Here is a 13,992-nt window from a genome sequence, read left to right on the forward strand (position 1 = left end):
CGTCTTTTATAACGATTAATTAAGCTCAGAATTCTTCGCTGCTATTACCAGCCTATTCATCTCCGCATAAAGCAGCTGCCATTCTGCCACATTATTCATCGCAGTGAGGAGATTCAGAAAAGACTTCAGCACTTTTTCCAATGCTCTTCGTGTAGCGGAGGCACTTTTCGTGAGCCTGAGTTCTGCATTGGCAGTTGCCTGGGCAGCGAATAATTCCTCAAAAATGCTCTGTTGTGCCTTCATATCATCGATTGTAGTCTTGAGAAAAAGTGCGAGGATTTTCTGCTGATTCTCGGGCTGCTCCAGTTCTTCCAGCAGCTTTTTCATTTGGGCGGTCTGTGAAGAATAACTCATCTTATCCAGCGACAGACCGTACTTTCTGATAATCTGAAAAAGCTCATTCGCCATCTGATGATTGGGTAATCGCGGCATATCTTTGTAGCCATCCAGAAATTTTTTGAGGTTTCGGAATGCAGTATCTCTCTCAGCATCCGCATCAGCAACCATTTTTCCTTTTCCATTGAAAGTTGCTTTCCCATAAGCCTTATCGTAATCAGCATATTCTGCTTTGATTTCTGCTAAAAGCGGATGCAAAACGATCACCGGATATTTACCTGAATCTGCTGTGCTGATGATTCTCTGTGTTAGTGTTGCCAAATCTTTGGTCGACAATTCTGATAATGTGATTTTCATTGAATGTGTTTTTTATTAATTCATTAAAAATAAAAAAAACAGATGATTTAAAACCATCTATTTTTCATTGATACACCAGTCTGTTTTGATTTGCCAAGTCAGATCAGACCTTCACAGATCTCCGTTTGAGTTCAGCAGATGAAATTAGACCTTCACAGATTTCTGTTTAAGTTCCTCAGGTCAGTTTTGACCTTCGCAGAATGCTGTTTTAGTCCAGCAGGTCAGATTACATTTAGAATGAGTCATTAAACCAAAAAATCCACCAATAATGGTGGATTCTTTACAATATAATTGATTAAAATCATTTTGTTCTCTCGATGATTCTTTTCACTGCTTTTACCACAGCATCGGCATCGATTTCATATTTTTTCATCAGTTCTGCCGGCGTTCCCGATTCCCCGAATGTATCGTGAACGGCTACAAATTCCTGAGGTGTTGGTCTTCTTCTGGAAAGCATTCCCGCAACTGATTCGCCAAGACCTCCAAGATAATTGTGCTCTTCAGCAGAAACTATTTTGCCAGTTTTCTCAACAGATTTCAGGATAATCTCTTCGTCCAAAGGTTTGATCGTATGGATGTTGATGATCTCTACAGAAATACCTTCTTTCTCCAGCTCGTCTGCTGCTAATAAGGATTCCCAAACCAAATGTCCGGTTGCTACGATCGTAACATCAGTTCCTTCCTGCAAAAGAATTCCTTTTCCAATCTCGAAAGGCATATCTTCCGGGATGAAAACAGGCACCACAGGACGCCCGAATCTCAGGTAAACAGGACCTTCGTGTGCTGCGGCTGCTAAAGTTGCCGCTTTGGTCTGGTTATAATCGCAAGGATTGATCACTGTCATTCCCGGTAACATTTTCATCATTCCTATGTCTTCCAAAACCTGATGCGTTGCGCCATCCTCTCCCAAAGTTACCCCTGCGTGGGAAGCTGCGATTTTTACATTTTTGTTGGAATAAGCAATCGACTGACGAATCTGGTCATAGACTCTGGATGTTGCAAAGTTGGCGAAAGTCCCTGCAAAAGGGATTTTCCCGTTGATGGTAAGACCTGCCGCCAAGCCCATCATATTAGCTTCGGCTATCCCTGTCTGGAAAAATCTTTCGGGTGCTTTTTCTATGAATTTCTCCATTTTAAGTGATCCGATTAAATCGGCGCAAAGTGCTACCACATTTGGATTGGTGTCCGCTAACTCTGCCAGACCGGCTCCAAAACCGGAACGTGTATCTTTTTTTTCTGTGTATGTATATTTCATTTTGTTATAATTGATGGGTGAATATTATAATTGATAAATGATAGTCGATAATTTATCATTAATAATCCGCTGGTGCTTCTAGATATAATTGTTTGAAAGCTGTGGCCAACTGGTCATCATTCGGAGCTTTTCCGTGCCAAGCGTGGCTGCCAACCATAAAATCTACACCGCTTCCCATCTCTGTATGAAGAAGAATAACTACTGGTTTTCCTTTTCCTGTCTCGGATTTTGCTTTGTTAAGAATCGCGATAACTGACTCCAGGTCATTTCCTTTTTTCTCTTCAAGAACCAACCATCCAAATGCTTCTAATTTGGCATGCAGATCACCCAAAGACAATACATCGTCTGTATCGCCATCAATCTGTCTTCCGTTATAATCTATAGTAGAAATAATGTTATCCACTTTCTTCGCAGAGGCATACATGAATGCTTCCCAGTTTTGTCCCTCCTGGAGTTCTCCATCACCGTGCAGGGTGTAAACTAAGGAATTGTCTCCGTCTAATTTTTTACCCTGAGCAGCGCCCAAAGCCACAGAAAGACCCTGACCCAGCGAACCAGAAGCCACTCGGATTCCCGGTAAACCTTCGTGCGTGGTCGGGTGACCCTGTAATCTTGAGTTCAGTTTTCTGAAAGTTGCCAGTTCTGCTACCGGAAAGAATCCGAATCTTGCCAATGTGCTGTAAAACACAGGAGAAATGTGTCCGTTTGACAGGAAGAAAAGGTCTTCATTTTTGCCTTCCATGGTGAAAGGTAACTTGTAATTCAGGATTTCTCCGTAAAGTGCTACGAAATATTCTGTACAACCAAGAGAACCTCCGGGATGACCACTGTTTACATCGTGAACCATTCTCAGAATATCTCTTCTGATCTGCGTTGAAAGGCTTTTCAGCTCTTCTATTGATTTGCTCATTATACTTAGATTTGCTTTCTTGCGAAAATACGATTTTTTGATGAGGTCTGAAAATTCTGAATTTAAAAAACATCATAAAAAAAACCGCCGATTGGCGGTTTTAAATATTCATTACAGTAAGAATTATTTTCCGAACTTGTAAGTAAGGCCGAATTGGAAAACACCATTTCTGGCAGCATCACCTTCATTTTCTTTAGCAATATCCGTAACACCGGCTACATATCTGATATTAGCCCCAAAGTTTGATGTGAAATCATATCCAGCACCTAGACCGATACCTAAATCAAATCCTTTTATAAAGTCTTTTGCATCTTCTGATTCACCATCAAACTTATATTTTGCACTTACTAAAAAGGCAAACTCAGGTCCTGCTTCCAGATAAAACTGAGGTGTTGCCTTGTACTGAAACATAACAGGAACAGAAATGTAATCTAAATTCAATTTAACATCTCCTGGGCCATCACTCTTTGCTCCCTTCGCATTGTAAAGGACTTCTGGCTGAAGGTTGAAGCTTTCTGACAATGGAACATTAACAAAAGCACCTGCATAAAATCCGAATTTAGATTTGCTATCATCAAGGTTAGAAACACTCGAAACGTTTGCGCCCGCTTTCAAACCAAAAGTTTGTGCATTAGACAATCCAAATACTGCAACAGCAGCTAATAAAATTAATTTCTTCATAGTTATAATTTAAATGTTATTTATTGTTAAATTAACTTAAAACATTGCTAAATTAATAATAATTTTTAAACTGCCAAATAAATTTTGGTTTTATGACTGAAAAGGTATCAATTATTTAACATTGCCTGTCTTATTTAATAAAAAAAAGTCTCCGATACAAAAGTACCGGAGATATTAAATATTTTTATAATTAATTTTCTTTATTTCAGAAAGAAATTATAACCTAAGCTGACAGCACCTACCGAATAATCATTGCTTACACCCTGGTAACCCAAGTATAGTTCTCCCTGAGAAAAATTATAGGCAACTTTTGGCTGGAAATAAAAACCACCATCCATATTATTTTTGGTTGCAAATCCATAACCCAAGTCAAGACCAAGTGAAACAGGAGAACCGGAAAATCTGTATTTACCTGCAACTGCTAAAGGGATAAATCCAAAATCATCAGCTTTTATGGAGCCTCCGGGAACATCAAAACTTTTACCAAAAAAGTGGGAGTATCCAGTAGCTACACCCAGATCAAAGCTTGGTGCAACATTCCACATATAAGCACCATCCAAACCTAATGTAAAAGAAGAAACATCGCCGGCATCACCTACAGGAATACCTATGTGAGCTCCTATTTTGAAACCTTCCTGGGCGTTTGAAAACCCGAATACAGCCATAGCTGCGATCATAAGTAACTTTTTCATAGTTTAAAAATTTAATTCAGAAAAAAGTGTTACCAAGTTTCGTACCAAATGTATTTATTTTTTCTCGCTTGTATTATAAGCCACAATAATTTTCTTAACCACAGGATGTCTCACCACATCTTCTTCCGTCAGGTGGACAAAACCGATCTCATCGATGTCTTTTAGAATTTGCATAGATTCTTTGAGCCCGGACTGTTGTTTCGGCGGCAGGTCAACCTGGCTGGGATCACCTGTAATAATGAATTTGGCATTCATCCCCATTCTGGTGAGAAACATTTTCATTTGGGAATGTGTGGTATTCTGAGCTTCATCCAGGATCACGAAAGCTTCATCCAGAGTTCTTCCACGCATAAATGCCAATGGTGCCACTTCAATGATTTTTTTCTCCATGAATCCTTCCAGCTTCTCATGCGGAATCATATCACGCAATGCGTCATATAAGGGCTGCAAATACGGATCAAGCTTTTCCTTAAGATCGCCGGGAAGAAAACCGAGGCTTTCTCCTGCTTCTACCGCAGGTCTCGTCAGAATAATCCTTTTTACTTCCTTATCGCGCAAAGCTCTGACTGCCAAAGCAACACTGGTGTAGGTTTTCCCGGTTCCTGCGGGACCGATTGCGAATACCATATCTTTCTTTTCAGAAACCTTTACCAATTTTTTCAGATTGGTGGTCTTAGCTTTGATGGCTTTTCCATTGACGCCTTTGACGATGATATCCTGATCGAATACCAGCTGTTTTTCAGAATCATCTTTGAGTTTTAATAAAGATTCCAGATGTTTAACGTCAATTGAATTATGTTTGGATATGTAGGCTGAGATATCATCCAGTTTTTGCTTGAGGAGATCAAGCGTTTCGCGGTTGCCCATTGCGAAGATAAAGTTATCTCTGCCTGTGATCTTCAGCGTTGGGAAGCTGGATTTTATGAGGTTGAAATTTTGATTCTGGACACCATAAAACGTTTTGGTGTCGATGCCTTCGAGTTCATAATTTATTTCGAACATATATAATATTAGGAGTTAGTCTAACAAATATATGAATAGATTTGATATGATATGACCGTTTTAAAAATTGAATTATATTAAATTTGCAACTAAATCAAAGGAACATGTCAGTCATCACGCTTACTTCAGATTATGGACTTGTGGATCACAGGGTTGCAAGCATCAAAGGAAAAATACTCAGCTGGAGCGAGGAAGTAAAGGTTGTGGACATCACACACAACATCATGGCTTACAACCTGCTGCAAACCGCCTACATCGTTCGCAACGCTTACAAATTCTTCCCGGAAGGAAGCATTCATATCATCTCTGTGGACAGCTTTCATCATAAATCAAGGAAGAATATCATCACGAAAATCGATGGCCATTATTTCATTTCGGCAGACAACGGTATCATCAATCTGATGTTCTTTGATATAAAACCTGAGGCCATCTACGAGATCACACTTAACAACCGGTTTGACGATACAGTTTCTTTTCCTTCCACCGATATTTTTGTTCCTGCTGCGATGCATCTTTACAAAGGCGGACTCCCGGAAGTAATCGGCAGAAAAATCAAAACAATAAAAGATATTTCTTTTCCAAAAGCTATATATAATGAGACTGAGAAAATGATTGTAGGAGAAGTAATGTACACGGACAATTTTGGCAACGTGGTGTCTAACATCAGCCGGAAATTTTTTGAAAAGCACGCTTCTGTTAATAATGATTTCACGGTAAAATTCAGAAATATTGTTTTGTCCAAAATTTTTGATCAATATACGGACGTGGTGACCGACTGGAACAGAGAACAGGAGTTTCACGGTAAATCTTCAGTAATTTTTAACGATGCAGACCTGCTGGAAATCACCATCTACAAAGGTAGTGTACTGAATGGCGCCTCTACCCTGTTCGGAATGAACGCGGGCGAGAAGATCTATGTAGAATTTTCATAAAAAAACCGGTAATTTTATTTACCGGTTTTTATAGATTGAGAATAAGTTATTCTTTGATTAATTTTTTGGTAAAACTTTCGTTCTCAGTTTTGACTTTGACCACATAATTTCCTGTTTTCAATCTGGAAACTTCAAAAGTATTTTTACCAAGACTTTCCTTATCAAACTGTTTTACAAGTTTTCCGGAAATATCATAAACCTCGACAGATTCTACTTTATTGATTCCCTTCAATGTGAATTGGTTTTTCACAGGATTTGGGGATAATGCAACATCCCTGGAATTCACCACATCATCGACAGCAAGTGCGGAACAGCTGAAGCTGGCTTTGAAACCAGGCTTGGTCATGCCTGTTGAAGATCTGAAAGTTATGGTAAGAGCCCCGGATGCATGTGTAGATTCAAAAGAAGGTGGAATTGTATTGCCACTGATCGTTCCCTGGAAAGGGATACCTGTTGACAATCCATCTCTAACAATAATGTAATCACCATCGCTTATATCAAATTCTGAGAATGTGATTTTCAGTTTCTGGCTTGGATCATTCGGATAAAATGTTTTTGTCCAGTTTTCGTTATTTGAATAATTACCATTATCGCCACCTGTATCTGTTATTGTTTTGCCGCACCAGCTGTCTCCTGTCAGGATAACCTGAGATCTTTGGTAAAGGGGAGAACAATCTGTGCCAACTTCCACTTTGTAGAATACATTGGAAGAAAGCCCGGTAATGTTGATTACTTTGGTATCAGAAATTCCTGATTTTATAACTGTACCATCCATTGCAGAAACTCTATACTTCCACGAGGAAGATGTATTGTCTGTGATAGTAACTGTTGCCGTATTCTCTCCGAGATTACTTATAGTCATTCCTGTTACAGTCACAGCACACGATTTTGAACAATCACCACTCATACACGCCTTTGAGTCTATAGTCTGCCTGATAAGATCTCCAGGCTGCGGTCCAAATCCATTAGCGAAGCTAATGCCCACTGAAGAAACCAGATGACAATAGCTCATAATAGTTCCTTTTGTAGAAGTAGGCAATGGTCCGTTACAACCCTCATCATTTCCTGATGCCGGCCCACAGCCATCGATAGCTGTATTGTTGCCATTCCATGCACAGGCATGGGTATGCGGAGACCCGAGATTATGACCCAGTTCATGCGTCATCGCCTCAATATTCCAGGAATAAGTCGGAACGGATATGTTCTGGTTATTAACACCACAGTAAGAGTATTTATAATTTCCACAGAGTCCGTCAACATAAGCGACACTTGTAGTAGCAGGATTTCTGATCAGCTGAGCAAGATCCCCATTGAAGGTTGTCCTTGTAGTTCTGAACTGATTAAGAATCGTTGATGGTGATCCTGAATAAGGATCAGTAGTTGTCCATACGTAAACCGTACTCATTGCTACATTCACATTTTCATTGGTATAAAGTGCTTTGATATTATTGAACAAAGCAGTTACCCAATTGGTAGTAGTCGTTACGTTAGATCCATTCTGAGTGTATGGTCCGTATCCAACTTCAAAATAAACCCGGATACAATTAAGTGTAAGTTTCGAGGTTGTTTTACCCGGATCATAAGAAATATGTTTGCTCGCATTTTCCGGAAGCTCTTCTGCACCACAAGCAAATGGATTTTTTGGTTTTAGTTTATAATCGCTGTAAGAAACAAAATCTTCTGAACTTGCAGCTTTTCCTAAAATTACATTTCCCACTTCATTGGCAGAAGCAACGCCTACCACATCATTATCAAAAAAGCTAAAAGCAACAACAGAACTGTTATTACCTTTTATAATCCCCTGATAATAAACACCTGGCGTATAAGCCCTGACACCTTTATCGGTTTCTACCTGAAAATCATTCGTAAGAATATTATCTCTTACTAATTCTACAGTCATTTCACCATTTTCGAAAGGGAAAGTCATTTCCATGGTTTCCGGTCTTTCATTGACAATTCTCTGTAACTCCGTTGGTTTCAGCTTCATTACTGCAACACCATCTGCTTCGTTTTTATAAACTGCAGCATTTCTGGATGACACCTCTCTGGTGAAAGGAATGAACTTTGCAAAACTCCTGTTCGCTGCCTTTTGATCAGCTACTTTTTTAGCAATCGGCTTCAGTTCCTGTGAAAATCCAAAAACAAAAATACATACCACAAATAGCAGTTGTAAAAATTTCTTCATGATTTATAATATTAAATTTATCCTACAAAAAAAAGATTTTTTTTTCAGAATTCGTTCCATAAATAAAAGTTTAACATTTTAAATATAAATAAGATTTGGCAAAATCATTTCGTTTTAATCAATAATAATCAAATAATTATCACCAATTATTAACAAATTCTGCTTTGAACTAAATAAAAAAAACAGCCAAGGTTACATTTGGCTGTTTTATCTTTAATATGGTCAATTTTATTTTATCAGTTTTTTGGTGATTTTATCATTTTCTGTTTGTATAATGATAATATAGTTACCTTTCATCAGTCCAGATACATCATAATGATTTTTAGAAACGGATGAAGTATCGAATGCTTTGATCAATTTTCCAGAATTATCAAAAACATTAACGGAAACAATTTTTTCGATGCCGGAAATGATGAAATGATCTTTCACAGGATTCGGAGAAATTGCGATCATATCTTTGTCAACCTCCGAAAGTCCTAATGTGGCGCAAGAGAATTTTGCTTCCCAACCGGAATCCGTAAGATAGCTGTCGGAAGTGAAAACAATTGTTATCGCTCCTGTCGCATGCGTAGAAGTAAATGAGCCGGGATTCATAGTTCCAGTCAGATTAGCTCCTCCGGAAAAACTTGGAGAGGTTGCATTAGGTCCATTTTTAATAGTTATAAAGTCATAACCATCTTCCAGTTTCAGGCTTGTAAAAGTTAATTTCAGCTTTTGCCCGGAATTATCTGGATAAAAAGTCCTCACAAAATTTTCAGAATTGGAATAGTTACCAGTCAGCCCACCTGAGTCTGTGATGGTTTTTCCACACCAGTCATCATCTGTCAGGAACATAGTCTCCGTCTGGAAAGCATTTTCCAAAGCACAGGAAGTTCCTACAAGTAACTTATAATAAGTATTGGGAGATAAGCCGGTTACTGTGACTTGCTTTGAAGAAACAGTCCCTGACTTTACAATGGTTCCGTCCATTTTCACTACTCTGTATTTCCAGGATGTGGCAGTATCATCACTGATAAGTGCTGTGAATCCTGTTTTTGTAGTATTAGAGAACGTTACGTTGGAAACCGTAATCGGGCAGGTGGTGATACAATCTGTTCCCAGACAAGCTTTGGAATCTATAAGAGATCTGATCAATGCTGCGGGCTGAGAACCGAATCCGTTTGCAAAACTGATTCCCACATTCAGGTGGCAATAGCTCATGATGGTTCCTTTTGTAGGAATAGGTCCGGAACAGCCTTCATCATAGCCCGCCTGAGGTCCGCAGCCATCAATTGCAGTATTGTTACCATTCCAGGCACAGGCATGGGTGTGAGGAGAACCTAAGGAATGTCCCATCTCATGGGTCATCGCGCCGATTGTCCAGGAATAAGTCGGAACATTGGCAAAGGTCTGATCGATGCCGGAATAGGCATGCTTATAGGTGGTGCAAAGCGAATTAAGATAAGCCACACTCGTTGTAGAAGGTGCATTAACCAAGTGTGCCAAATCACCGTCAAAGGTTTGTCTAAGCGCACTGAATTCTGCTAAATTTTCATTATAATCACCATTATAAGGGTCTGAAGTTGTCCAGATATAGATCTTTTTCAGCGACATTTTCACACCATCATTGACATATAAAGTATTGATATTATTATGAACCGCTGTAATCCAGTTGGTGGTCGTAGTAACATTAGAACCATTATTTTTATATGGCTGATTGGCAACTTCATAATACATTCTCACACAATTGGTTGTAGCCTGCGGTGCTTTGCTGGTGACCGGATCAAAGGAGATTTTGTTTCTTTGATTCTCCATCAGCTCATCTGTACCGCAAACGAAACTGCTTTTACCACGCAGCTTCAGATCATCATAAACCACAAAATCATCAGAGTCAATGGCTTTTCCCAGAACGATATTTCCACCATCCTTTACAGAAGCAATTCCCACGACATCATTTTCAAAAAAGCTGAAAGCAACAAGGGAGTGAACATCATTCTTTATAATTCCTCTGTAATAAACGCCGGGCGTATAATCATTAACCTTCCCTTTATCTGTATAAAGATTGAAATCATTGGAAAAAATATCCACCTTAACCAATTCTACCGTCAGGTTTCCGTTTTCAAAAGGATAAGTCATTTCCAGTGCCTGAGGTTTTTGGCTGACGATCTTTGAAAGATGCGACCTGTTCAGTTTCAGAACCGAGATGTCGGCCGCAGCCTGCTGGTATTTTGCCATTTTCTGGCCAGATTCTTCTTTGGTAAAAAGTGTGATTTTTTCAAAGTTCACTTTTCTCATCTGTAAATCTGCAACTTCTTTAGCAACAGGTTTCAGAGATTGGGCAAAACCCAACAGTCCGAGCAAACCGAAAAACAACAATTGTAATTTTGTCTTCATATATTTATTTTTTACAAATGAAACATTATTTTTTTGAAAATCAAATACATAATTTCAGATTTTTACATCTGTTTTCTATAATCAAATCATATTTCATCTTCGGTCAATAAAAAGTATCTTTGTAAAAAAAATAGCGCATAGATGCTTTATTCTATTATCAAAGCCATTCATATTATTTTTATGGTAAGCTACTTTGCCGGGATTTTCTATCTGGTAAGGTTATTTGTATATTATAAGGACACTGATGAGTTTGATGAAATCAAACAGAAGATTCTGAGAAATCAATACAGCTTTATGGCAGTCAGGCTTTGGAATATCATCACAGTTCCCGCCGGAATTCTGATGTTACTAAGCGGACTCGTCATGATTTATCTTAATTCAGGGTTAATGAAAACACCTTGGTTTCATTTAAAACTAACATTTTTAGTTGGATTAGGGATATACCATTTCTGGTGCTGGAAACGCGTCAGGGAACTGAAAAACCTCAGCGGAAAACTACTTCCGATTCCGAATCTCAAACTCAGACAATTCAACGAGATCGCCACATTTATTTTATTCGCTGTTGTTTTTACCGTAATTCTGAAATATGCCGTTATACAATATTGGTGGCAGCTTTTACTCGGATTTTTCGGACTAATCATTCTGATAACCTTCATTGTAAAGATGGTGAACAGGAATAAAGATAAAAGAACAAAGACAAAAAACTAAACACCCATCATCCAACAACTATGATAGCAATATTCAAAAAAGAACTTTGGAATTTTTTCGGAAACTGGAGTGCATGGATTATCATTGCTGCTTTCAGCATTATTTCTGCATTATTCCTGTTCTTCTTCGAGAACAGTTTCAACCTGTTCGAGATCGGAAGCGCAACGCTGCAAAGTTTCTTTGTGCTTTCGCCCTGGCTTTTTATGTTCATCATTCCGGCCATCAGTATGAGGACGCTGGCTGAGGAGGAGCAATCCGGAACATTGTTCTGGCTGTTTTCTCAACCTGTGAAAATCACGGAAATTGTTGGCGGGAAATTCCTTTCCGTCTGGCTGGTTGGTGTGATGTGCCTTTTGCCAAGCCTAGTTTATTATTACACGGTGTATGTTTTAGGCGTTCCGGAAGGTAACATTGACGGAAGCATGACTTTCGGAAGTTATATTGGTATGATCATTCTTATTGCTGCTTTTTCCTCAGTCGGGATTTTGGCATCATCGTTATCATCAAACCAGATTATGGCTTATCTTCTTGGCGTTTTCCTTTGCTTCATTCTGTATTTCGGGATTGAACAGCTGGCGAGCTACAAATTGTTGGGAAGTGCAGATTACATCCTTCAGAATATCGGATTTTATCAGCATTTTTTAGCGTTCACAAGAGGTCAGATTGATACCAGAGATGTCTGCTACTTTCTTTTTGTCATATTTTTGGGCTTAGGATTGGCAAGCTGGTTTGTCTGGAAAAAGAAATAAAGAAAGAGTCTAAAGACATTCAAAAACTAATATAAAATAATCAAAATCCAGTGTAAAAGACTCAACGAAACTTAAAAAACACTCAACGGTGAGTATAAAAGACTGAAAAGACAACTAACAACTGTCAACGTATATTAACATGAATAAAAAAAATAAAATCACGCTCATTATCATTGCCGTTCTTCTGATTATCGGGATGAGCGGAATCATTTATAAACGTTTCGATCTCACGGCAGAAAAACGATACACACTCTCCGACTCTACCATCAAGGTTTTGGAAAATGTAAAAAAGCCGATGACAATTGAAGTTTATTTGGATGGTGATTTCCCGGCTTCTTTCAAACAGCTGCAGAACGAAACCAAATTCATGCTGGATGAGTTCCGGAAAATCAATCCGAAAATCGATTACAAATTCCGTGACCCGATTGCAGAGAAAATCCCGCAGGATACTTTGAAAGGTATGGGAATGCAGCCTTCGATCCTGCCTGATATGAAGGACGGAAAAATCTCGGAAATCGTGATGTTTCCTTATGCTGCCATCAAATATAATGGTTATGGAACTTCTGTTCCTCTGATTGTTCAGCAATCCGGAATCGATGCGGCGACGCAATTGAACAAATCCATTGAGAATCTGGAATATAATTTTGCGTCCACTATCAAAGGGATGACTGAGGAAACTGCCAAGAATATTGGATTCTTAGTAAATCAGCAAGAATTGAAACCTGATGAATTCCGTGGTTTTATGGATCTGGCAATGGAGAATTATAACATCGGACCTATCATTCCTGAAAACAAAACCGAACTGTCCCTCGCAGATGTACCAAAACTGAAACAAATGGACGCCCTTGTTATTGCAAAACCGAGAAAAGCGTTTACTGATAACGAGAAGGTAATTCTCGATCAGTATATTATGAATGGCGGAAAAACACTTTGGATGATCGACGCTGTGAATGCCGAGATGGACACGCTTTTCCAGGCTAAAAAAATAATGGCTTATCCGCTGGATCTTAACCTGACAGATTTTATGTTCAATTATGGTCTGAGAATCAATCCTGCGCTGACCAAGGATATGAAAAAATCGGCTTTGGTAAGAATTATTTCAGGTGAAGTGGCTGGCAATCCGCAATACAGCAGTTTTCTCTGGCCATATTTCCCGTTAGGAATCGCTGAAACCAAGAATCCTATTACCAAAAATATCAATCCTGTGAAATTTGAATTTCCCACTTCGATTGATACGCTGGGAAGAAAAAATATCAAAACCCGAGTTATTTTTGAATCCAGTGAAAGAACCATCAGCAAAACAGTCCCGAATTACGTCGCCTTGTCTGAAATTGTACGCGCTGACAGCATCGGAGAAATGGAACGCCCTGCGCCTCCCAAGATTTTTGCGGTAGCTTTGGAAGGAAAATTCACATCTGCATATGCGACCAGAAGTGAAAAAAACACTTATCCGGGATTCAGAGCCCAAAGTCCGGAAAATAAAATGCTTGTGATTGCCGATGGTGACATTGCCAGGAATCAGATCTGGAAAGGCCAGCCACTGCCTTTGGGCGAAGATTTGCTTACCAAGGAACATTATGGCAACGCACAGTTCCTGAGAAATGCTCTGGATTATCTTTTGGATGACAGCAACCTAATGGACCTGCGTGACAGAACCATAGAAGTGCGGTTGCTCGACAGGCAAAGAATCGATGCGGAAAAATCTGACTGGCAATGGATCAACCTGCTTTTACCTTTAGGAATCTTGGGCGTCTTGGGAGCTTCATTTTATTTCCTTAGAAAGAAGATGTTTTCTTAAATCAATATAGCTTA

The 13,992-nt window shown here is 39.1% G+C and carries 12 protein-coding genes; 4 read left to right on the forward strand and 8 right to left on the reverse strand.

What is annotated here, in order from left to right; all coding sequences use genetic code 11:
- Positions 1–15 precede the first annotated feature (15 nt).
- From BUA97_RS03575 to BUA97_RS03600, 6 genes are all read right to left on the reverse strand, one after another.
- Positions 16–693, reverse strand: coding sequence for a DUF6261 family protein (locus tag BUA97_RS03575; RefSeq protein WP_072996476.1), 678 nt, complete (start codon positions 691–693; stop codon positions 16–18).
- Positions 694–994: 301 nt separating this feature from the next.
- Positions 995–1,948 (reverse strand): transketolase family protein, encoded by a 954-nt coding sequence (locus BUA97_RS03580; protein ID WP_072996477.1) that lies wholly within the window; start codon positions 1,946–1,948, stop codon positions 995–997.
- Positions 1,949–2,006: 58 nt separating this feature from the next.
- On the reverse strand, positions 2,007–2,858 hold the full coding sequence (locus BUA97_RS03585) for a transketolase (RefSeq protein ID WP_072996478.1): 852 nt from the start codon (positions 2,856–2,858) through the stop codon (positions 2,007–2,009).
- A gap of 123 nt (positions 2,859–2,981) precedes the next feature.
- Positions 2,982–3,539, reverse strand: coding sequence for a porin family protein (locus tag BUA97_RS03590; protein ID WP_072996479.1), 558 nt, complete (start codon positions 3,537–3,539; stop codon positions 2,982–2,984).
- A gap of 200 nt (positions 3,540–3,739) precedes the next feature.
- Positions 3,740–4,231, reverse strand: a complete 492-nt coding sequence (locus tag BUA97_RS03595) for a hypothetical protein (protein ID WP_072996480.1) — start codon at positions 4,229–4,231, stop codon at positions 3,740–3,742.
- A gap of 54 nt (positions 4,232–4,285) precedes the next feature.
- A complete protein-coding gene (locus BUA97_RS03600; RefSeq protein ID WP_072996481.1) occupies positions 4,286–5,233 on the reverse strand; it encodes a PhoH family protein in 948 nt (315 codons plus the stop codon).
- Positions 5,234–5,337: 104 nt separating this feature from the next.
- Here BUA97_RS03600 and BUA97_RS03605 point away from each other — a divergent pair, with 104 nt between their 5' ends.
- Entirely contained in the window at positions 5,338–6,165 is an 828-nt protein-coding gene (locus tag BUA97_RS03605; protein WP_072996482.1) for an SAM hydrolase/SAM-dependent halogenase family protein, read from the forward strand.
- Between the two features lie 46 nt (positions 6,166–6,211).
- Here BUA97_RS03605 and BUA97_RS03610 read toward each other — a convergent pair whose 3' ends face one another.
- Positions 6,212–8,350 (reverse strand): M12 family metallo-peptidase, encoded by a 2,139-nt coding sequence (locus BUA97_RS03610; protein WP_084081242.1) that lies wholly within the window; start codon positions 8,348–8,350, stop codon positions 6,212–6,214.
- Between the two features lie 228 nt (positions 8,351–8,578).
- Entirely contained in the window at positions 8,579–10,723 is a 2,145-nt protein-coding gene (locus tag BUA97_RS03615) for a M12 family metallo-peptidase (protein WP_072996484.1), read from the reverse strand.
- 141 nt (positions 10,724–10,864) lie between these two features.
- On the opposite strand from BUA97_RS03615, the gene BUA97_RS03620 reads away from it, so the two are divergent.
- The 3 genes from BUA97_RS03620 to gldG all read left to right on the forward strand — a co-directional run bounded on the left by BUA97_RS03620 (position 10,865) and on the right by gldG (position 13,978).
- Positions 10,865–11,431 (forward strand): CopD family protein, encoded by a 567-nt coding sequence (locus tag BUA97_RS03620; RefSeq protein WP_072996485.1) that lies wholly within the window; start codon positions 10,865–10,867, stop codon positions 11,429–11,431.
- Positions 11,432–11,451: 20 nt separating this feature from the next.
- Positions 11,452–12,180 carry an ABC transporter permease subunit gene (locus BUA97_RS03625; RefSeq protein ID WP_072996486.1) on the forward strand — a complete coding sequence of 243 codons (729 nt, stop codon included), beginning with the start codon at positions 11,452–11,454 and terminating at the stop codon, positions 12,178–12,180.
- Between the two features lie 139 nt (positions 12,181–12,319).
- Complete coding sequence (gene gldG, locus BUA97_RS03630; protein ID WP_072996487.1) at positions 12,320–13,978, forward strand: gliding motility-associated ABC transporter substrate-binding protein GldG; 1,659 nt, start codon at positions 12,320–12,322, stop codon at positions 13,976–13,978.
- Positions 13,979–13,992 lie beyond the last annotated feature (14 nt).

It is taken from the genome of Epilithonimonas mollis (assembly GCF_900142325.1).
Classification (GTDB): Bacteria; Bacteroidota; Bacteroidia; order Flavobacteriales; family Weeksellaceae; genus Epilithonimonas; species Epilithonimonas mollis.

What these genes read in the sequence shown, in the direction of transcription:
- BUA97_RS03600 (WP_072996481.1), bottom strand. Translation starts at nt 5,233, where the DNA reads ATGTTCGAAATAAATTATGAACTCGAAGGCATCGACACCAAAACGTTT.
- BUA97_RS03625 (WP_072996486.1), top strand. Translation starts at nt 11,452, where the DNA reads ATGATAGCAATATTCAAAAAAGAACTTTGGAATTTTTTCGGAAACTGG.
- BUA97_RS03575 (WP_072996476.1), bottom strand. Translation starts at nt 693, where the DNA reads ATGAAAATCACATTATCAGAATTGTCGACCAAAGATTTGGCAACACTA.
- BUA97_RS03605 (WP_072996482.1), top strand. Translation starts at nt 5,338, where the DNA reads ATGTCAGTCATCACGCTTACTTCAGATTATGGACTTGTGGATCACAGG.
- BUA97_RS03585 (WP_072996478.1), bottom strand. Translation starts at nt 2,858, where the DNA reads ATGAGCAAATCAATAGAAGAGCTGAAAAGCCTTTCAACGCAGATCAGA.
- BUA97_RS03620 (WP_072996485.1), top strand. Translation starts at nt 10,865, where the DNA reads ATGCTTTATTCTATTATCAAAGCCATTCATATTATTTTTATGGTAAGC.
- BUA97_RS03615 (WP_072996484.1), bottom strand. Translation starts at nt 10,723, where the DNA reads ATGAAGACAAAATTACAATTGTTGTTTTTCGGTTTGCTCGGACTGTTG.
- BUA97_RS03610 (WP_084081242.1), bottom strand. Translation starts at nt 8,350, where the DNA reads ATGAAGAAATTTTTACAACTGCTATTTGTGGTATGTATTTTTGTTTTT.
- BUA97_RS03595 (WP_072996480.1), bottom strand. Translation starts at nt 4,231, where the DNA reads ATGAAAAAGTTACTTATGATCGCAGCTATGGCTGTATTCGGGTTTTCA.
- BUA97_RS03590 (WP_072996479.1), bottom strand. Translation starts at nt 3,539, where the DNA reads ATGAAGAAATTAATTTTATTAGCTGCTGTTGCAGTATTTGGATTGTCT.
- BUA97_RS03580 (WP_072996477.1), bottom strand. Translation starts at nt 1,948, where the DNA reads ATGAAATATACATACACAGAAAAAAAAGATACACGTTCCGGTTTTGGA.
- gldG (WP_072996487.1), top strand. Translation starts at nt 12,320, where the DNA reads ATGAATAAAAAAAATAAAATCACGCTCATTATCATTGCCGTTCTTCTG.